Source organism: Pseudoduganella sp. GW821-FHT11H04, from assembly GCF_058807935.1.
In genome coordinates, this window is record NZ_JBXARE010000010.1 from 40,069 (window position 1) to 58,371 (window position 18,303).

Annotated in this window: 18 protein-coding genes; 1 reads left to right on the forward strand and 17 read right to left on the reverse strand. The window is 61.3% G+C overall.

All coding sequences use genetic code 11. The features are described from left to right. Positions 1-6: 6 nt before the first annotated feature. From ccmB to AC1RTP_RS20375, 14 genes are all read right to left on the reverse strand, one after another. Positions 7-672 carry a heme exporter protein CcmB gene (ccmB, locus tag AC1RTP_RS20310; RefSeq protein WP_498609925.1) on the reverse strand — a complete coding sequence of 222 codons (666 nt, stop codon included), beginning with the start codon at positions 670-672 and terminating at the stop codon, positions 7-9. Beyond that, on the reverse strand, positions 669-1,319 hold the full coding sequence (ccmA, locus tag AC1RTP_RS20315; protein WP_498609927.1) for a cytochrome c biogenesis heme-transporting ATPase CcmA: 651 nt from the start codon (positions 1,317-1,319) through the stop codon (positions 669-671). Before ccmA ends, ccmB begins: the two co-directional genes overlap by 4 nt. Further along, the gene (locus AC1RTP_RS20320; protein ID WP_498609929.1) at positions 1,316-2,413 is read right to left on the reverse strand and encodes a sigma-54 interaction domain-containing protein; all 1,098 of its coding nucleotides are present in this window, start codon (positions 2,411-2,413) and stop codon (positions 1,316-1,318) included. The genes ccmA and AC1RTP_RS20320 overlap by 4 nt, the downstream gene beginning before the upstream one ends. A 177-nt stretch (positions 2,414-2,590) precedes the next feature. Further along, positions 2,591-3,490, reverse strand: coding sequence for a DUF2145 domain-containing protein (locus AC1RTP_RS20325; RefSeq protein ID WP_498609931.1), 900 nt, complete (start codon positions 3,488-3,490; stop codon positions 2,591-2,593). Further along, entirely contained in the window at positions 3,457-3,906 is a 450-nt protein-coding gene (locus AC1RTP_RS20330) for a hypothetical protein (RefSeq protein ID WP_498609933.1), read from the reverse strand. Before AC1RTP_RS20330 ends, AC1RTP_RS20325 begins: the two co-directional genes overlap by 34 nt. A gap of 53 nt (positions 3,907-3,959) precedes the next feature. Then, positions 3,960-5,549, reverse strand: coding sequence for a hypothetical protein (locus AC1RTP_RS20335; protein WP_498609934.1), 1,590 nt, complete (start codon positions 5,547-5,549; stop codon positions 3,960-3,962). Positions 5,550-5,645: 96 nt separating this feature from the next. Then, a complete protein-coding gene (locus AC1RTP_RS20340) occupies positions 5,646-6,515 on the reverse strand; it encodes a CPBP family intramembrane glutamic endopeptidase (RefSeq protein WP_498609936.1) in 870 nt (289 codons plus the stop codon). Further along, positions 6,506-7,666, reverse strand: coding sequence for a hypothetical protein (locus AC1RTP_RS20345; RefSeq protein WP_498609938.1), 1,161 nt, complete (start codon positions 7,664-7,666; stop codon positions 6,506-6,508). Before AC1RTP_RS20345 ends, AC1RTP_RS20340 begins: the two co-directional genes overlap by 10 nt. Further along, positions 7,666-8,442 carry an enoyl-CoA hydratase gene (locus AC1RTP_RS20350; protein ID WP_498609940.1) on the reverse strand — a complete coding sequence of 259 codons (777 nt, stop codon included), beginning with the start codon at positions 8,440-8,442 and terminating at the stop codon, positions 7,666-7,668. Before AC1RTP_RS20350 ends, AC1RTP_RS20345 begins: the two co-directional genes overlap by 1 nt. A 77-nt stretch (positions 8,443-8,519) precedes the next feature. Continuing rightward, a complete protein-coding gene (locus tag AC1RTP_RS20355; protein ID WP_498609941.1) occupies positions 8,520-9,716 on the reverse strand; it encodes an acetyl-CoA C-acyltransferase in 1,197 nt (398 codons plus the stop codon). A 27-nt stretch (positions 9,717-9,743) separates the two neighbouring features. Next, positions 9,744-10,241 (reverse strand): PaaI family thioesterase, encoded by a 498-nt coding sequence (locus AC1RTP_RS20360; RefSeq protein WP_229204662.1) that lies wholly within the window; start codon positions 10,239-10,241, stop codon positions 9,744-9,746. Between the two features lie 6 nt (positions 10,242-10,247). Next, complete coding sequence (locus tag AC1RTP_RS20365; protein ID WP_498609943.1) at positions 10,248-12,647, reverse strand: 3-hydroxyacyl-CoA dehydrogenase/enoyl-CoA hydratase family protein; 2,400 nt, start codon at positions 12,645-12,647, stop codon at positions 10,248-10,250. Positions 12,648-12,660: 13 nt separating this feature from the next. Beyond that, positions 12,661-14,451 (reverse strand): acyl-CoA dehydrogenase C-terminal domain-containing protein, encoded by a 1,791-nt coding sequence (locus AC1RTP_RS20370; RefSeq protein ID WP_498609945.1) that lies wholly within the window; start codon positions 14,449-14,451, stop codon positions 12,661-12,663. 58 nt (positions 14,452-14,509) lie between these two features. Next, entirely contained in the window at positions 14,510-15,100 is a 591-nt protein-coding gene (locus AC1RTP_RS20375) for a TetR/AcrR family transcriptional regulator (RefSeq protein ID WP_498609947.1), read from the reverse strand. A gap of 328 nt (positions 15,101-15,428) precedes the next feature. Between AC1RTP_RS20375 and AC1RTP_RS20380 the strand changes: the two genes are divergently transcribed. Beyond that, on the forward strand, positions 15,429-15,914 hold the full coding sequence (locus AC1RTP_RS20380; RefSeq protein WP_498609948.1) for a hypothetical protein: 486 nt from the start codon (positions 15,429-15,431) through the stop codon (positions 15,912-15,914). 9 nt (positions 15,915-15,923) lie between these two features. Here the strand turns inward: AC1RTP_RS20380 and AC1RTP_RS20385 are convergent, their stop codons facing one another. From AC1RTP_RS20385 to AC1RTP_RS20395, 3 genes are read right to left on the reverse strand one after another with little or no spacing between them, the layout of a single operon-like run. Continuing rightward, positions 15,924-16,304 carry an RNA-binding S4 domain-containing protein gene (locus tag AC1RTP_RS20385; protein ID WP_498609950.1) on the reverse strand — a complete coding sequence of 127 codons (381 nt, stop codon included), beginning with the start codon at positions 16,302-16,304 and terminating at the stop codon, positions 15,924-15,926. Beyond that, positions 16,301-17,464, reverse strand: coding sequence for a cardiolipin synthase ClsB (gene clsB / locus AC1RTP_RS20390; protein ID WP_498609952.1), 1,164 nt, complete (start codon positions 17,462-17,464; stop codon positions 16,301-16,303). The genes AC1RTP_RS20385 and clsB overlap by 4 nt, the downstream gene beginning before the upstream one ends. Before the next feature lie 3 nt (positions 17,465-17,467). Next, positions 17,468-18,280 carry an endonuclease/exonuclease/phosphatase family protein gene (locus AC1RTP_RS20395; RefSeq protein WP_498609954.1) on the reverse strand — a complete coding sequence of 271 codons (813 nt, stop codon included), beginning with the start codon at positions 18,278-18,280 and terminating at the stop codon, positions 17,468-17,470. Positions 18,281-18,303: the final 23 nt, after the last annotated feature.

Below are 18,303 nucleotides of genomic sequence, written 5' to 3' on the forward strand. Positions count from 1 at the left end.
ACGTGTTCATTCCAGCGCAATACGCAGCGCGGCCGCAGCGGCCCATGGCGCCAACGCAAGCGCAAATCCCAGTCCTGCACCAAGCAGCAGAAGGTGTGCCGCCGCGCCGCTTGCAGCGAGCGCATCGACAGAGCCGGCGCCAAATACAAGTACCGGCGTATAAAGCGGCAATGCGAGCAGCGCCACCAGCACGCCGCTGCCACGCGCGCCCAGCGAGAGCGCGGCAGCCACCGCACCTACCAGGCTGAGAATGGGAGTTCCCAGCAGCAGGCTCGCCGCCAGCACGCCCAGCGCTTGCGCATCCAGGCCGAATTGCAGCGCCAGTAGTGGCGACAGCAGGACCAGCGGCAAACCGGATACCAGCCAGTGGGCAACCGCCTTGCCTGCCACGATCAGCACCAGCGGCTCCGACGACAGCAGCATTTGCTCGAGCGTGCCATCCGCATGGTCCGCGCTGAACAGTCGTGGCAGCGAAAGCGTGGCAGCCAGCAGCGCAGCAACCCACAGCACGCCGGGCGCCATGTTGCGCAAGGCCGTAGGCTCCGGCCCCACTCCCAGTGGAAACAGCGAGCAGGCGATGACGAAAAATCCCAGAGATCCCAATGCATCGGCGCTGCGGCGGCATGCCAGCAGCAGGTCGCGCCTGACGGTCCAGGCAAACGGCGCGATCATGCTGCCACTCCCGCCAAAGCATCGAGGTCCAGCCGCTGCTGGTGTTGCGGCCGCAGACCGTGGGCCTGGTGCGTGGTGTAGACCGCGATGCCGCCGCTATCGAGATGGGCGGCAATGCGATCGCCCAGGTCCTGGACGGCACGCGCATCGAGCGCCGTAAACGGCTCATCGAGCAGCAGCAAGGCTGGCAGGGGCTCAAGGTACAGCCTCGCCAGCGACACGCGGCGGCGCTGCCCCTGCGACAGCGCATGCGAGGGCAAAGCCGCCACGTCATCGAGCCCCGCCAGTTCCAGCGCGGTTTCGGCCTGCGCACGAGAGATGCGGTGTCCCGACAGCGCAGCGCTGCACGCCACGTTTTCCCATGCCGACAGGTCGTCCTTGATGCCCGCAGCGTGGCCGAAGAACAGCATCTGCCGGTGGAAATCTTCGCGCAATTCCCGCACCGGGCGGCCGCGCCAAAGCACCTCGCCTTCCGCCGGCAAGCCCAGGCCTGCCAGCAAGCGCAGCAGACTGGTTTTACCGCTGCCGTTGCAGCCGGCCAGCCACAAGGCCTGCCCCTCGGACAACGTGAGGTCGATCGCCTCGAACAGCCGCCGCCCGCCTCGCTCGCATGCCAGGCCGCGAGCCTGCAAAGCGGGCGGCTTCATTGCCGCAGCTCGGCACTCCGCAAGGCCGGCGCGCCAGGCTCGAAGCCGATCAAGCCAAAGCGCTTCAGCTGTGTGCGAAGGATGTTGCGGCTGATGCCCAGCACGCGCGCGGTCTGCACCTGGTTGCGGTAGCAATGTTCGAAGGCAGTTCGTATCACCGTTTCCTCCAGTGTCTCGTACAAGTCCGCCTGGTCGGCTTCGATCATGCCGCTGACCAGTGCGGCCAGGCGCTGGCGGAACCCTTCGCCCGATACCGCCGCCGGCGCGGGAATGCTTGACGGCAGGTGCGGAGCTGGAACTTCGTCGCGCGATGCCGGACGGCGGCGCGATACGCCGGACAGCTTCAGGTCATCCGGCTGGATCACGCCGTTGCGGCAGACGATCAGGGAAAAATGGATCACGTTTTCCAGCTCGCGGATATTGCCCGGCCAGTCGTACTCCAAAAGCGCCTGCCGTGCAGCCGGCGACAGCGCCGCCTCCTGCACCCTCATCTTCTCGCTGTAGACGTTGATGAAGTGGCGCGCCAGCGGAATGATGTCGCCTGGACGCTCGTGCAAAGGCGCCAGGTGCACAGTCGCCACACTCAGGCGGTAGTACAGGTCGGAGCGAAAACGGTCCGCCTCCACAGCCTTGTGCAAATCCACATTGGTCGCCGCCACCAGCCGCACATTCAACGAGATCGGCGTGCGGGCGCCAAGGCGCACCACCTGCCGCTCCTGCAAAATGCGCAGCAGCTTTACCTGCAGCGCCATCGACAAGTCGCCGATTTCATCGAGGAAGAGCGTGCCGCCATTGGCCGCTTCAAACCAGCCGGATCGTGCCTGCGTTGCGCCGGTAAAGGCGCCCGCTTCGTGGCCGAACAATTCTGCATCGATCAGCGTTTCACTGAAAGCGCCGCAATTGACTGCAACGAAAGGCCCGCGGCGGCCGCTCATTTTGTGGATATGCCGTGCGATCAGCTCCTTGCCGGTGCCGGTTTCGCCGATGATCAGCGTCGTGGCTTCGGTAGGTGCGATGCGTTCAACCTGCTCCAGCAATTCCGCGGAGCGCGGATCGTGGAACATGAGTGCCTTGGCGCGAATTGAAAGCGCCATGCCGTACGTATCTGGAAAAGTCAGTAGTTTTTCCAATGTATTACCCCCGGTTCGGCGCCAATATGCTGCAGCGCTCTGTTATGGTGATAGCGTCAGACTACCGGTGCCGGGGGAAATGGCACACGAATGATTTCAAGCTTACAAATTCGTGAATTGGATATAGCTGCGATGCGCGCGCTACCAGGAAACGACTTCGTCGCCTTCCTGGGGCTCGCAGCCAGGGCCAAGTGCATCCCACCCGCGATGGATAACGATATGGCTGGCGTTGTAGCAAAGCTCGACGCGCTGCGCCTGCGGCGATTGGCGGCGCACGAAATGCTCGATGGATGAAGGCATGCTGACGCGCATGGTCGCCGCACGCAGGTCTTCCTCCGGGTGATCCAGTACGTGCACCATCGGCACGAAGTGGGCAGCGAAGATCAGCGGCCGGCCAACGTTTACCGGCTCCGCTTCGTAGCCGCGCTCATTCAGCCAGCGCTGCGCTTCTTCCCGCTTTGCCGTTGCCGCACCCCAGGCGCTGGCGATCATTTCCACCAGCCACTGGTTGCAGTTCTGGTAGCGGGTACTGTAGGCGTACGCATTGGCGCTGTATTCGCCCGCCAGCAGCGCGAGCGGAGTCTTGCCGTCCAGCGCCGCCGCCTGCAGTGCGGCGCCCTGCTCTTGCGGCAGCAGCACCATCGACAAGTGGCCCTCGGTCGGCTGTTCCGCACCGAGCACGAAACCGGCCATGCCCTGGTCGAAGATGCGCGGGCGCGCTTCGTCGCAGGCGTAGTACAGCTGGCGTACCGACCATGGACTATTGGGATTGGATTTGAGTGCGAGGCCCGCGTGCGAATAACGCAAGCCGAAACGCGCCAGGTCAAGGCCGGCGCGCGACACCACGGCGGCAGTAGCGCCGGAGCGTTCGAGTTCTTCCTTCACGACTGCGCTGAAACGCAGCACGTGATCCTGCGCCGTCGCCGTCACTTTGGCGGGACGGTCGCAGAACATCATTCCACCAGCCTGCGCCGCGGCATGAAAGCCCAGCGCAAGGCAGGCGGCGATCAGATTGCGTGCGAGCGCAGGTCGCTTTGCCATGCGTCGTCCAGGGCCAGGAAGAAGGCTTGGCGGGTGTCCGCGTAGGCGAATTCATAGCCGTATGGACGCTCGCTCACTTGCACCAGTGCGCCCGCAGGCAGCGCGCGCTGCGCCAGGGCGGCTTTCGGCAGGTCCAGGAAGAATTCATTGCCTTCACCTTGCAGCTTCAGGCGGGTGGAGCCTGGCTTGCCTGGCGCTTCAACCACGTCGATCACGCGGTACTGGCCGGCGGCCACTTTCTTGTCGTCGCCGGCGGAGCTCTTGCTGGAGCCGCTGATCGAATCGGACACGCTGCCCGAGATATCGGAACCAGCGCTCGATGCGGAGGAAGCCGAGCTGCCAGCGTGGGCAGGGATGGCGATGGCGGCTGCCAGCGCGGTCAGCGCAGCGGCGCGGCGCAGGAATTGCATAGTCATTAATGGATCTCCGGTTGAAAACGTCGCGTGGATTATACGCGGGTACAGCGCTCTTAGAAGCGCAAGGAGTACATGCGCATTTCGTTACGGCCAGTGCTTGAATTGCCTGCCTTGCCATTCACACGCAGCGTATCCATGCCAGCGTAAACCACGACGGCTTGGCCGCTTGCATTAATCGCAACGGCCGGGGCCGATAAATTCTGCTTATTCGCGACAGCCTTCCAGTCTGTCCAACCCGAATTGAAATCGAAGCGTCGCACCGATATGACAGGGTTTTCAATGCCACGACGCAGTGCAACCACGGCCTGGCCCGAAGCGTTCATCGCCAGCGAAATCGGGAAACGGCCCATGAAATCGTCGCCGGACCCAGTAGTGTTGCTAGCGAGAGCCTGCGGCGTCGACCATGCACCGCCATACAGCGATTGTGACCACATGAGACGCACCGTATTAGCCGACGTCGCAGTCGAACGCTGGCCGACGGTCTCCATCCATACAGCCAGCGCATTGCCATCTTTGTCTACTGTGACGACCGGCGCCACGGGAAGAAATGTCCCCGCCGAATTCAGTCGACGGTTCTCAACTCGCATGGCACTCAGCGTATATACCCGGACTAACTGGAGGTTTGAGGTTGCGCAGCCGTCTTGCTCCATGGCGTTAAGCGCCAAGACCCCTTCGGACTTCACCGTCGTCGCGGCGACCATCGGTCCTTCATAGTTCGGAAGGTCGCAAAGCGGACCAAAATTCCCAACTGGAATTGGGGCAAACATGCCGCCCTTGATATCAGCCAGCCGCACGCTGATATCGGTCGTATTGTGAAGTTGTCCATTGAAAGTGGAGTCCACACTCTTGCCGGTATACAGCAAGCCGCCGCCTGTGCCTTTTGGCGCGAAATAACTGTATTCGGAAACTTTGCCACTTGGGTCGAACAAAGTTTCGAGCGCGACAACCTGTTGCCCCGCTGCTCGCGTCTGTACCACGGACACTAAATTGGAACTGGCGCCGCTAAAGGTGAAGGAGTTATCGGACAGGATGCTCAGATCCCAACTCGTGCCAGCTGTCGTCGCACGGGCGCTGCCATTGAGGCCCATTGGGTTATAAATGGCTGAATCCCAGCCACTGCCTTCAATAAACCTGGCGACCCGCGGTACGACATTGGCGCCGGCCACATTGGCGAATCCGACAACTGCGCTGCCGGTATCGTTCATGCGCATGGCGAGCCTGACCCTGCCCACGCCTTTGCCCGCCTGCGACAACACGCTCGATGGTGCAAACACGCCGGCGGTATTTGATTGGGCCCAGCCGACCTTCTGTTCGCTGACCTCAGCGCTTTCCGGAATCTGCCACACTGCCAGCGCCTTGCCTTCATACGACATGCCCACCGCCAGTCCCAAATCCTGGCTGATCAGCAGCCCTTTCGGCAATTCGGCATCCAGCAGGGCAGTTCCGGCCAGATGGCCGGCTTCGCCCATACCATCGGCGGGCTGCGTCACCACTGGAGTGGTCGGGGTGATAGGGGAATTGTTACCCGGCGCAGACGTTGTCGCCCCGCTACCGCTACCGCTACCGCCACCGCCACATGCCGCAAACGAGGTAAGGAGAAACACGGCGGATGCATTGCGCACCGGCTTAATCAATTTTTTCATCAGGATCCCGGAATGTTGTGCTTGGCAAATTACCAAAAATGCAATTATTGTACACCAATCACAACATTTTAAGAAGATCACTGCGGCCGGAGAACACTAACCTGCGCGCGGATAAGTGAACGCAATGAAATGGAGCAGGTTTAACAGGAAGTGCGCAACGATCGGGATTTCGATGCGCCGGGTTCTGGAGTACAGCAGCGCGTAACCGAGGCCGGCCAGGCTGGCGAGCGCGCCGAACTGCCAGCCTCCACCCAGGTGCGCAACCCCGAACAGCAATCCTGAAACCGCGACAGCCAAGGCGTTGCTGTATGCCGAGAGACGCTCCTGGATGACGCCCCGGAAGAATGCTTCTTCGGCGACACAAACAAACAGCAGGTTGACGATGGCGAACAGCGGCAAGTGCGGCGAAAATTTGAATTCCGGATGAACGAATCCGATTGCCCAGCCAAGGCCCAGTACACTGCTCAGTAGTACCGCAAGCACAAACGCCTGCGATTTCCATGCATCGGCAAAATCCCGCCAAGAGCTGGCCCTGCGGCAAAGGAAGGCCATCAGCACAAGCCCGACCACCCCCTTGTCGAAGTTGGCGTACATGGTGAATGGCGCCGAGTCGGCCGACAGCCGGACATCCTTCAACAGCAAGGGATTGTCGTAACCTGGAACCGCGTGCATTGCCAGCGCGAGTGACAGCAGCAGCGTCAATACGGTAAACAGTGCGCGCACGGCAGGCTTGCCATGACGGCTCGCCTGCCGTGCGAAAGCCAGCAAGGCAGCGATGCTCGCCACGGCAGTGGCATGGAGAACGTCCGCCGCCAGGCCGGCGCCAACGGCAAGTCCCAGCAGGAGCATCCAGAGATGGCCCAGGAAAGCCGGGCGCTTACCCTGCCCGGCCGCCAGGCCGGTGCTCGCAATCGAAAGGCCCAGCAAGCCGAAAGGCAGCCAGGCGGGTGTGGAGATCAGCTGCATTCGTCAGTCCGCGCTGGTTCCCAAGAGCTGCTGTAGTCCTGCTCGAGCAGTCCGCACGCCAGCGTGCCCAGTGAGACGCCGAGGGCCGCCTGCGCCGCCGCAGCGCCGCCGTCACTGCGCTCGGATGCTTTGGCGAAGCTGCTGAAACTTTCCCACTGCTTGCCCAGATACGCGACGAGGATACGCGCCAGTTCGTAGGAAAGTTCATTGCCGTCGTCTGGACGGAAGAAGGATGCGCCCGACCAGAATTCCTGGATTTCCTTTTCGCCCCAGAACGCGAGATGCCGTTCGCGCAGTTCCTTTTGCGGCGACCCATTGATGCCGAAACCAGTGAGGCGAATCTCGGTATTCACTGCAAGTCCTTCATCCAGCCAACGCGGCAGGCAAAGGTGCGCCAAAGCGCTATGCGTCAGTTCATGGGCGATGACCGGCTCGATCTGGTGCAGGCCGGCGACAGGTACGACAAAGTGCGGACAGCCGGCGTGGATGAACATTCCGCTGCTTCCCGCCACATGCCCGCCATCGCGCTGATAGCCGGATGTGTATCTGTAATACGCCTCTTCGTCGGGCATGACCAGCAGGACGCTTTTGTCCGCGACAGGGAAGCTGGCCAGGTCACCCAGCACCTTTTCAATCCGCTTGCGGGTGGTGGAGATGAATTCCGCAGTCGCCAGCACGACATTGTTTTCCAGCGGGGACAGGATGAAGGCATCGGCAGATTCATACAGCCGATAGCTCGGGCCGAGGGCATCGCGCAGGTGCATCAGCCAGGCCTTCTTACCGAGCTGGTAGCCGAGCCCTTGCGGACCTTTATCGGCCCATTCCTGGACGGCATTCCAGTCCAGCACCGGGAACTCGCCACTTACGTAGGTATGCTCCTGCACATTGAATTGGCCGGCGCCGGCCAAGATCAACTTGAGTGGCGCCTCGTCGACGATGGTGCCTGGCAGGATCGCTTGCTCCGCCAGGTTCACCTCTTTTCTTTTCGCGGTCGCGCCCAGCGAGAACAGCAGACCGATAAAGGGCGCCACCCACAACATCGCAATGCGCATGTTTTGCAGGAAGCGCGTCTCATCGTTTCGACGAATCAGGCTGGTGACCATCACATTCATGATGATCAACACCAGCACTGCCACATAGAAGGCTGTCATCAGTCGAACTTGGAGAAGTCCGGCTTGCGCTTTTCGAAGAATGCGGTGAAGGCTTCCTTGGCTTCGCCGCCGGTCAGCATGGCGCCGAACTGCGCGCTTTCCACGTCGATGTGGGCTTTCAGCGCGTCACGGCCGGCCTTCATCAGGCGCTTGGTGTGGCGGATGGAAGCGGCCGGCAGGGCCACCAGTTTTGCAGCAGCGGCCTGGGCGTGGGCGAGCACTTCGCCCGCTGGCAGCAGTTTGGAGACCAGGCCCATATCGTAGGCTTCCTGCGCACCGAACGGTTCGCCCAGCATCAGCTTCTCTGCGGCGCGGGCATGGCCTGCATTCAGCGGCAGCAGCATGCTGGAGCCGAATTCAGGGCACAGGCCCAGTTGCGCGAACGGCACCGAGAACTTGGCGTTGTCGGCGGCGTACACCAGGTCGCAGTGCATCAGCAAGGTGGTGCCGATGCCGATGGCGGCGCCATTGACGGCTGCCACAACGGGCTTGCTGAAGTTGAACAGGGCCTTCATGAACTGAATCACGGGACGGTCGGTGAACGCCACGCCGTCGTTGGCGGCGGTGGTGGTTGCGAAGTCGACCAGGTCGTTACCGGCGGTGAAAATCTCCGGTTTGCCGGTGATCAGGAGCACGCGCACTTCGGCATCGGTCTCGGCGGCATTGATGGTGTCGGCCATGGTCTGGTACATGGCGGAGGTGATCGCGTTCTTGCGGTCCAGGCGGTCGAATTCCAGGGTCAGGATGCCGTTGGCTTTGCTGGTGAGGATTGCCATTATTCCTTGTCTCCAAATGTGAAAAAGGCGGGCCATCTGACCCGCCTTGCTAAAGCGTTATTGCGTCGTCGCGCGGATTATACGCGCTCGATGATGCCTGCTGCGCCCATGCCGGCGCCAACGCACATGGTGACCATGCCGTATTTCAGCTGGTTGCGGCGCAGTGCGTGCACCACGGTCGCAGCGCGGATCGCGCCGGTTGCGCCCAGCGGGTGGCCCAGGGCGATTGCGCCGCCCATCGGGTTCACTTTGCTGGTGTCCAGGTTCAGATCGCGGATTACGGCCAGGGCCTGTGCGGCGAACGCTTCGTTCAGTTCGATCCAGTCCAGCTGGTCCTGGGTGATGCCGGCGGCCTCGCAGGCTGCAGGAATTGCTACTTTAGGACCGATGCCCATGATTTCCGGCGGCACGCCCCGTACGGCGAACGAGGAGAACTTGGCCAGCGGGGTCAGGTTGTGTTCTTTCAGGATCTTCTCGGAGACCACGATCAGCGCGCCGGCGCCGTCGGACATCTGCGAGGAGGTCGCGGCGGTCACGGTGCCCTTGGCGGCGAACACTGGCTTCAGCTTGGCCATGCCTTCCATGGAAGCGTCGGCGCGCGCGCCTTCGTCGGTATCCACGGTACGCTTGCCAATCTTGATCTCACCGGTGCGCAAGTCAGGGGTGCGGGTGATGATTTCGACCGGGGTGGTTTCGTCCTTGAAGAAGCCGGCTTGCTGGGCGGCGATCGCCTTGCGGTGCGATTCCAGGCCGAAGGCGTCCTGGTCTTCGCGGGAGATCTTCCACTGCTGCGCCACTTTCTCGGCGGTCAGGCCCATGCCGTAAGCCAGGCCCACGTTTTCGTCCTTGAAGGTGTCCATATTGATCGAAGGGTGGTGGCCCATCATCGGCACCATCGACATCGATTCAACGCCGCCGGCGATCATCACGTCGGCTTCGCCAACGCGGATGCGGTCGGCGGCCATGGCCAGGGCGGTGATGCCCGAAGCGCAGTAACGGTTGATGGTCACGCCGCCGACGGTGTTCGGCAGGCCTGCCAGCACGACGGAGTTACGGGCAATGTTGAAGCCCTGCTCTGCTTCCGGGAAGGAGCAGCCGACGATGGCGTCGACGATCAGTGCAGGGTCCAGGTTAGGCACGGCAGCCATGGCGCCGCGGATAGCTGCGACCAGCAGGTCGTCCGGGCGGGTCTTGCTGAACATACCGCGCGGTGCTTTACCGATCGGGGTGCGGGTAGCGGCGACGATGTATGCGTCTTGGAGTTGTTTGCTCATTTTTAAGCTTTCCAGTATCTGTGTTCGTTAGCGTTTGGCGGAGAGGTACCAGTCCACCTGTACTTGTGCTGCCAGCGTGCCGTGTTCGTCGAAGATGTCGACGTTGACCGGGAACGCTACTTTTCCTTCATCCTTCAGCTGGGCGCGGATCGCGGCCAAGTCGCCCGGCACCTTGCCGGAGGCGCGCGTCGCGCCCTTGGCTACTTTCTGGTACTGGATGCGCGACTCCTTGGCGACCGGGCGCATGTCCATGATCAGGTCGGCGAAGCCGCCTGCCATGGCCGCGCCGGACGCCGTTTCGGCCAGCGTGAAAATCGCACCTGCATGCGGCGTGCCGAGGTGGTTGTGCAGCTTGCCGTCGTCCGGCATCGACACTTCGGCCGTTCCCGGACCAATGCTGTCGATGCGGATGCCGAGCAGGCGCACGAACGGCAGCGACTCCGTCATGTGCTTCTTGATTTGCTCATAGACCATGCTAGGTTTCACTCGCAACAGGATTTTGAAGGCCAGCGACAGGATGGACATTTGCTCTTAGTTGCGCACCGGCTTACCGGTCTGCAGCATGCCCATGATGCGCTCTTGCGACTTAGGATGGTTCAGCAATTCCAGGAAGGCCTTGCGTTCCATATCCAGCAGCCACTGCTCGCTCACCACGCTGCCCTGGTCGATGTCGCCACCGGACACGATCTCGGCGATCATGTCGCCCAGTTTGTAGTCGTGGGCGGAGATGAAGCCGCCATCGCGCATATTGACCAGCTGGCCGCGAATGGTGCCCCAGCCGTAACGGCCGGTCACCGGCACTGGGCGCTGGATCGGAGCGCGGTAGCCTGCGTCAGCCATCGCACGTGCAGTGGTCTTGGCCACGTGCAGCAGCTCGTAGGCGTTGAACACGATGATGTCGTCTTCCTTCAGGTAGCCCATGGCCTTCGCTTCCAGCGCGGACTTTGAAACGTTCGCGGTTGCAGCGTTGGTGAAGCCGGTCTTCAGGAATTGCAGGATGTCGTTGCCTTTGGCTTCGCGGGCTGCACGTACAGCCGCTTCTTTCAGGCCGCCACCGCCAGGGATCAGGCCAACGCCCACTTCCACCAGGCCGATGTAGGATTCGATCGAAGCCACGCGCTTGGAAGCGTGCAGCGCCATTTCGCAGCCGCCGCCCAGGGCGATACCGGCAATAGCCGCCACCACTGGCACGTTGGAATACTTCATCGACATGAAGGTGTCTTGCAGTTCCTTGATGATCGGGTCGACTGCTTTCGCGCCGCCGGCCATGAAGGCTGGCAGGGCTTCCTGCAGGTCGGCGCCGGCCGAGAAGGCGCCGCCTTCGGCTGCGTCGGTGTTCCAGATCACCAGGCCCTTGAAGTTCTTCTCGGCTTCGGCCAGGCCGCGCTGGATGCCGCCGATCACGCCTTTGCCGATCACGTGCATCTTGGTCTTCAGCGACAGGATCAGGACTTCGTCGCCGGTGTGCCACAGGCGTACGGATTCGTCTTCGTGCACGGTCACGCCGGCAGTCTTAGGATCGGCGCCGCCGCCGCCCACTACCGGAGCGCGGAATTCCTGGCGCTTGTACACAGCCAGGTCGGAACGTGGAGTGTAGGACTTGTTCGCTGGCGAGAACGAGCCTTCAGGGGTATGTACGCCCTGCTCGCCCACTTTGCCTTCGAAGACCCATGCTGGCAGCGGTGCATTGCACAGCGCCTTGCCGGCTTCGATGTCTTCCTTGACCCACTGTGCAACCTGGCCCCAGCCAGCTGCCTGCCAGGTTTCGAACGGGCCGACGTTCCAGCCGAAGCCCCAACGCATGGCGAAGTCGATGTCGCGTGCATTGTCGGCGATCGATTCCAGGTGGATCGCGATGTAGTGGAAAGCGTCGCGGAAGATCGCCCACAGGAACTGGCCCTGCGGGTTGGTCGAATCGCGCAGCGCCTTCATCTTCTTGACCGGATCCTTTTCTTTCAGGATGCGGGCGATGATGTCGTCTGCCTTCTTGCCGCCGGCGACGTATTCACCGGTGGCTGCGTCCAGGCGCAGGATGTCCTTGCCGACTTTCTTGTAGAAGCCGCCTCCGGTTTTCTGGCCCAGGGCGCCCTTGGCGACCAGGCCGGACAGCACGGCTGGAGTCTTGTACAGCGCTGCGAACGGATCGTTCGGCAGGTTGTCTTCCATGGTCTTGATCACGTGGCCCATGGTGTCCAGGCCAACCACGTCGGCGGTACGGAAGGTACCGGACTTGGCGCGGCCCAGCTTGGCGCCGGTCAGGTCGTCGACCACGTCGACGGACAGGCCGAACTTTTCGGCTTCGTGGATGATGGCCAGGATGCCGAACACGCCAACGCGGTTAGCGATGAAGTTCGGGGTGTCTTTGGCACGGACCACGCCCTTGCCCAGCACGGAAGTCATGAAGGTTTCCAGCTGGTCCAGGATCTCCGGCTTGGTGGAGGTGGTCGGGATCAGTTCCACCAGGTGCATGTAGCGCGGTGGGTTGAAGAAGTGCACGCCGCAGAAGCGCGCCTTCAGTTCGTCGTCGAAGCCTTCGGCCAGCTTGTTGATCGACAGGCCGGAGGTGTTCGATGCGAAGATCGCGTTCTGGGCGATGTGCGGAGCGACCTTCTTGTACAGGTCATGCTTCCAGTCCATGCGCTCGGCGATGGCTTCAATGATCAGGTCGCAGCCGGCCAGCAGGTCCAGGTTGTCTTCGTAGTTGGCGACCTGGATCAGTTCCGCGTCGGCCTTGTCGCCGAACGGCGCAGGCGACAGCTTCTTCAGGTTCTCGATGGCTTTCAGGACGATGCCGTTTTTAGGCGTGCCTTCTTTGCCCGGCAGGTCGAACAGAACGACTGGCACTTTGGCGTTGACGCAGTGGGCCGCGATTTGCGCGCCCATCACGCCGGCGCCCAGCACCGCTACTTTTTTCACGTTGAAGTTGCTCATGTTTTTCCTTTAATTAGAACAGGTCAGCGTCCAGGGCCATCAGGTTGGCTGCGCCGGAACGCGCCTGGCGGATCAGGGTTGCGGTTTCTGGGTACAGGCGGCCGAAGTAGAAACGGATGGTTGCCAGCTTCGAGGTGTAGAACTTGTCGCCCGACGCTTCTTTTTCCAGGGCGATCTTCGCCATTTGAGCGAAGAAGTAGGAGTACACCAGGTGACCGGCGACGCGCAGGTAAGGCACGGCGGCGGCGCCCACTTCGTCCTGGTTCTGGAAGGCCTTCATGCCGATTTCCATGGTCAGCTTGGTCAGCTTCTCGCCCAGGTCGCCCAGCGGGGTGACGAATTCGGACATCGCTTCGTCGGTGCCGTTTTCTTCAACGAAGGCGCGTACTTTCTCGCCGAACTTGCGCAGCTTGGCGCCGTTGTCCATCAGAATCTTACGGCCCAGCAGGTCCAGCGACTGCACGGTGTTGGTGCCTTCGTAAATCAGGTTGATACGCGCGTCGCGCACATACTGCTCCATGCCCCACTCGGAGATGTAGCCGTGGCCGCCGTACACCTGCATTGCGTCGGAGGTGGCGATCCATGCGTTGTCGGTGATGAAGGCCTTGATGATCGGGGTCAGCAGGGCAACTTCGTCACCGGCTTCCTTACGCACTTCTTCGTCAGGGTGGTGCAGTTCGCGGTCGATTTGCAGCGCGACGTAGGAAGCGAAAGCACGCGCGCCTTCAGCGTAGGCTTTGCCGGTCAGCAGCATGCGGCGCACGTCAGGGTGCACGATGATCGGGTCGGCAGGACCTTCAGGGTTCTTCACGCCGGACAGCGAGCGCATTTGCAGGCGGTCTTTTGCGTACACCAGCGCGTTCTGGTAAGCCACTTCGGTCAGGCCCAGGGACTGCACGCCTACGCCCAGGCGGGCGGCGTTCATGAACACGAACATCGCGTTCAGGCCCTTGTTCGGCTGGCCGATGATCCAGCCCTTGGCGCCGTCCAGGTTCATCTGGCAGGTGGAGTTGCCGTGGATGCCCATCTTCTCTTCGATCGCGCCGCAGAAGATCGGGTTGCGCTCGCCGATCGAACCGTCGGCGTTAGGGATGAACTTAGGCACCAGGAACAGGGAGATGCCCTTCGAACCTTCAGGAGCGTCCGGCACGCGAGCCAGCACCAGGTGCAGGATGTTTTCGGCCATATCGTGTTCGCCGGCCGAGATGAAGATCTTGGCGCCGGTGATGTCCCACGAACCGTCGGCGTTAGGGATGGCTTTGGAGCGCAGCATGCCCAGGTCGGTGCCGCAGTGCGGCTCGGTCAGGCACATGGTGCCGGTCCATTCGCCGGAAACCAGCTTAGGCAGGTAGGTGGCTTTCTGTTCCGGGGTGCCGTGCTCTTTCAGGCACTCGTAGGCGCCGTGCGACAGGCCTGGGTACATGGTCCATGCCTGGTTGGCGGAGTTCAGCATCTCGTAGAACGAGTTGTTCAGAACGATAGGCAGGCCCTGGCCGCCGAATTCAGGATCGCAGGCCAGAGCGGCCCAACCGCCTTCGACGTACTGCGCGTAGGCTTCCTTGAAGCCTTTTGGCGTGGTCACGGTCTTGGCCGCTGCATCGTGGTGGCAGCCTTCGCGGTCGCCGGAGTGGTTCAGCGGGAACAGCACTTCGGAGGTGAATTTGGCGCCTTCTTCCAGCACCTGGTTGATGATGTCCGCGTCGGTTTCGGCGTGGGCAGGCAGCTCTTTCAGCTTCTCTTCCACTTTCAGCAGCTCATGCAGCACGAACTGCATATCACGGATTGGCGCGACGTATTGACCCATTTTTTTCTCCAGAAGGCTAAAAGGTTATGTTGTTTCGGCTGCTGCCAGGTGCGCAGCCTTAAGTCGGTTGGTAATCTTCGATCAGTCGGTTGAAGCCCACGCCGGCCCGGTCCACGCTGCCCGGAGTGCGCATGAAACGCGCCTCATGGTGCAGGGCCAGGATCAGGCCATACATCTCGTACACCAGCTGGGAAGCATCGGTATCGGCCCGCAGGTCGCCGTTGTCGACAGCCTGGCGCACGCAACGCAGCAAGGCTGCCTGCCACGCGCCGACCATTGCCAGCAGCTCTTCGCGGATCGGGCCAGGACGGTCGTCGTATTCGACGGCGCCGCTGATATAGATGCAGCCCGAGGCGATTTCCACGCTCACACGTTTGATCCAGTTGGCAAACATGGCGCGCAGGCGAGGCAGGCCACGGGCCTCCTTCATCGCCGGGTAGAACACTTCCTGCTCGAAACGATGGTGGTACAGCTTCAAAACTTCAATCTGCAAATCTTCTCGCGAGCCGAAGTGAGCGAATACGCCGGACTTACTCATGTTCATCTTATCGGCGAGCAAACCTATCGTGAGGCCTTCGAGGCCGTCACGGCTTGCCAGGTCGAGGGCCACATCCAGGATGGCCGCACGGGTCATTTCGCCTTTGCGCATGAATTTAGTTGGTGTATTTACAATAACGCCGCTCACTTTTGAACCCATCCACGTAGAAGGAAAAACCTTATTCTCTCTCTAACGGATCGGTCGCTGGTGAAAATATTTGCGAACGTTCGTACTATTATCCAGCGTGTGGCGAAAGTCAAACGGCACTACTAGAAGTGCACCTCTATTGTTGCATCGCAACAAATGTCCACCGTGGGGTCAGGAACAAAAGTGGACATTCCTGCAGGAAAATGTCCACTTTTGTTCCTGACCCCACGTTGGACATTGACAGTTATGATCTGGAAATTTACATTAATGTTTTTGCAATCCAACTTTTCCCATGAAGAAGACCTCCCTGTTTATCGCCCTGCTCTTGTCCATCTGCACCGCACAAGCGCAACAATCATTTGAGCCGAAGGAAGTGCCGGGCTTGGAAAACCTGCCTGTAGAGAAGCCTGCGCCAGTGCCGGCCGCTGCCACCAAAGTCTCGAAAGCAAAGCTCAATGAGTTTTGCCTGTTCAAAGAGTTGCCGCCAGCGGACATCAAATATGAACAACTGGGCCGCGTGAAACACGCCAAGGGCACCTACGGCGCAGCCAAAGATATCGTCCCCGCCCTCGTTGCCAAGGCCGAGGCCCACGGCGCAAATGCGATTGCACACTACAATGGCGCCCAGCACTTCGGTTTCTTCCCATGGCGCCTGGCGCGCCCTATCGTCGAGGGCACGGCAATTCGCCTGCTAAGCGACAAGCCGCTCGACTGCAATGAAATCGGCGGCACGACGGTGAGCGAAGTCCTGGCAAGCGGCCAGGGCCCATCCAAGTAAGCCGCAAGCCTAGCTATCCGTGGCGCGTTCCCACTGGCGCCTGTCGCGCTTGGTGGGACGACCCTTGTTGTCGGCAAACGGCTCAGGGAACATTTTCTTGCGCTCGATCAGCGCGGCACGGCGCGCCAGGGATTCCGCGCTTTCTTCGTAAAGCAGGCGCGCGATCGGCGCCCCTTCCCGCTTGCCGGAAATCCCCACCACCAGCACGTCCCATTCGTCCGCATCATTATCGATGTGCAGGCGCTCACCCAGCTTCGCATTGCGCGAAGGCTTGATGCGCTCGCCACTCGACAGCTTTACCTTGCCCTTGTCGATGGCATCAATGGCCAGCTGGCGCGTCTTGAAAAAGCGCGCAGCCCACAGCCATTTGTCGATCCTTACATCACTCATGTGTACTTCCCAATTGCAAAAATGCGCATCAGCGTGCGGTAGAAGAAGAACGCCACCTCATATCCAATACGCCTGAATCGCCCGATGTGTTCGAAATCAAGCTGATGGATAGGCTGGCCATCGGCAATGCCCGCTTCGATTTGCGCACGCAGGGCCAGCGCAAACTGGGCATCCTTGATCACGACGTTGGCTTCCTGGTTGAGGAACAGGCTCAGCCCGTCCACATTCGACGAACCAACCGTCGCCCATTCATTATCGATCACCGCCACCTTGGCATGCAGCTGTGTCTTGCGGTATTCCACCACCTTCACGCCGGCTTCAAGCAGCTTGGAATAAAAGGAGTGCGCCACCGCATCCTGCAGCCAAAATTCGCCCACGCCGATCAGCAGCACCACCTCCACGCCGCGTTGGGCAGTCGCGGCCAGGGCGCGGCGGAATTTACGCCCCGGGGCGAAGTATGGATTGGCCAGCAGCACGCTCTTTTTCGCCCGTCCCAGCGCCTGCAAATAGGCACGCTGGATCGTGCGGCGGTTGCGCAGGTTGTCGCGCACCACAAATCCGGCCTGCATGGTGCTCTGGCGCGCGATCTTGTTCAGCTTGCGCATCTCGTTGAACAGGGTCAGGCGCTTGACGATATTCATATGGCCCAGGCGCGTCCACTGCGCTTCCGCCTCGGCGTGGATGGATTCGACCAGTGGCCCGCGCACCACCACGGCAAAATCCCAGCGCGGCGCAGACAAGGCAATACTGCGGTCGCGGTCGGAAAACAGGTCGTCGTTGATATTGATGCCGCCGACGAAGGCTACCTCCCCATCCACCACGCAAATCTTGCGGTGGGTGCGCGTCACGCCGCGCCGGAACCAGGGGTTGAAGATGCGGTGCTCGATGCCCGCTGCAACTGCCTCCGCATGCAGGCGATAGGCGGGCTTATGGCCGGTGCCGAACCAGTCGGTAATCATGCGCACGATCACACCGCGCTGGGCGGCAGCGGCCAGCGCGGCCATGACTCGCCTGCCCGTCTCGTCCTCGGCAAAGATATAAGTCTCGAAGTAAATTTCGGCTTGCGCTGCATCAATAGCCGCGACCAGCGCCGGAAAGTAATCGGTGCCGCAGTGGAGGAGTTTGACTTCGTTATCGGCTAGAAAATCAACGTGGCGCATGTGTCAGGAAACCAGCTTCAGGTTCGCCACAATGGGCGCGTGATCCGACAGCTTGGCCCACAACGGGCCATGCAGGACTTCCGCGGATTCTACCTTGAAGCCCCGCACATAGATGCGGTCCAACCTGAAAAATGGCAAGGCTGCCGGGAAGGTGCGCGCCGGGCGCTGGGCGTTCTTTCGCCGCGCCAATGTACGCACCAGGTCGCCCACCGGGCTGCCATGATCAACCTCGTCAAACACTTCGCGCACGCCGAGCGCGCTTTGCAGCCGGTCCGTCAGTGTGTTGCGCCAGTCGTTGAAGTCGCCGGCGATGATGACCGGCTCGCCATTCGGCGCCGATTCGCGCACGGCCTCGATCAGCAAATCAGCCTGCCGCACGCGACTGCGCTCGAACAGGCCGAGGTGGACCACGAAACAGTGCACCAGCTTCCCATCCGTTTCGACTACCGAATGCAGGATGCCGCGCGATTCGTAGGCGTGGTCGGAAATATCGGTATTGGTCCAGTGCGCAATCGGATATTTGCTGAGCAGCGCATTGCCGTGGTGGCCGTGGTCATATTGCGCATTCAGGCCGTAGACGGACTGGTGCGATTCGCCGGCAAAGAATTCATGCTGGGCTTTCTTGGGCCAATGGCGGTGGCCCTGGCTTTCTTCGCCATAACGCGCCTCTATACGATCGTGCTGGCCCTGCACTTCCTGCAGGAAAACCAGGTCGGCATGGAAGGCCTCGATCGCATGGCGCAAGGCATGCACGCGGGGGTGGCTGCGGTACGACACACCCTTGTGAATGTTGTATGTGGCTACACGAATCATCATGGATTTGATTCTAACCCCAACTG

What these genes read in the sequence shown, in the direction of transcription:
- AC1RTP_RS20330 (WP_498609933.1), bottom strand. Translation starts at nt 3,906, where the DNA reads ATGACTATGCAATTCCTGCGCCGCGCCGCTGCGCTGACCGCGCTGGCA.
- AC1RTP_RS20375 (WP_498609947.1), bottom strand. Translation starts at nt 15,100, where the DNA reads ATGCGCAAAGGCGAAATGACCCGTGCGGCCATCCTGGATGTGGCCCTC.
- AC1RTP_RS20335 (WP_498609934.1), bottom strand. Translation starts at nt 5,549, where the DNA reads ATGAAAAAATTGATTAAGCCGGTGCGCAATGCATCCGCCGTGTTTCTC.
- AC1RTP_RS20355 (WP_498609941.1), bottom strand. Translation starts at nt 9,716, where the DNA reads ATGAGCAAACAACTCCAAGACGCATACATCGTCGCCGCTACCCGCACC.
- AC1RTP_RS20365 (WP_498609943.1), bottom strand. Translation starts at nt 12,647, where the DNA reads ATGAGCAACTTCAACGTGAAAAAAGTAGCGGTGCTGGGCGCCGGCGTG.
- AC1RTP_RS20350 (WP_498609940.1), bottom strand. Translation starts at nt 8,442, where the DNA reads ATGGCAATCCTCACCAGCAAAGCCAACGGCATCCTGACCCTGGAATTC.
- AC1RTP_RS20320 (WP_498609929.1), bottom strand. Translation starts at nt 2,413, where the DNA reads ATGGCGCTTTCAATTCGCGCCAAGGCACTCATGTTCCACGATCCGCGC.
- AC1RTP_RS20360 (WP_229204662.1), bottom strand. Translation starts at nt 10,241, where the DNA reads ATGTCCATCCTGTCGCTGGCCTTCAAAATCCTGTTGCGAGTGAAACCT.
- AC1RTP_RS20385 (WP_498609950.1), bottom strand. Translation starts at nt 16,304, where the DNA reads ATGAGTGATGTAAGGATCGACAAATGGCTGTGGGCTGCGCGCTTTTTC.
- ccmB (WP_498609925.1), bottom strand. Translation starts at nt 672, where the DNA reads ATGATCGCGCCGTTTGCCTGGACCGTCAGGCGCGACCTGCTGCTGGCA.
- AC1RTP_RS20380 (WP_498609948.1), top strand. Translation starts at nt 15,429, where the DNA reads ATGAAGAAGACCTCCCTGTTTATCGCCCTGCTCTTGTCCATCTGCACC.
- AC1RTP_RS20345 (WP_498609938.1), bottom strand. Translation starts at nt 7,666, where the DNA reads ATGACAGCCTTCTATGTGGCAGTGCTGGTGTTGATCATCATGAATGTG.
- ccmA (WP_498609927.1), bottom strand. Translation starts at nt 1,319, where the DNA reads ATGAAGCCGCCCGCTTTGCAGGCTCGCGGCCTGGCATGCGAGCGAGGC.
- AC1RTP_RS20325 (WP_498609931.1), bottom strand. Translation starts at nt 3,490, where the DNA reads ATGGCAAAGCGACCTGCGCTCGCACGCAATCTGATCGCCGCCTGCCTT.
- AC1RTP_RS20370 (WP_498609945.1), bottom strand. Translation starts at nt 14,451, where the DNA reads ATGGGTCAATACGTCGCGCCAATCCGTGATATGCAGTTCGTGCTGCAT.
- AC1RTP_RS20340 (WP_498609936.1), bottom strand. Translation starts at nt 6,515, where the DNA reads ATGCAGCTGATCTCCACACCCGCCTGGCTGCCTTTCGGCTTGCTGGGC.
- clsB (WP_498609952.1), bottom strand. Translation starts at nt 17,464, where the DNA reads ATGCGCCACGTTGATTTTCTAGCCGATAACGAAGTCAAACTCCTCCAC.
- AC1RTP_RS20395 (WP_498609954.1), bottom strand. Translation starts at nt 18,280, where the DNA reads ATGATGATTCGTGTAGCCACATACAACATTCACAAGGGTGTGTCGTAC.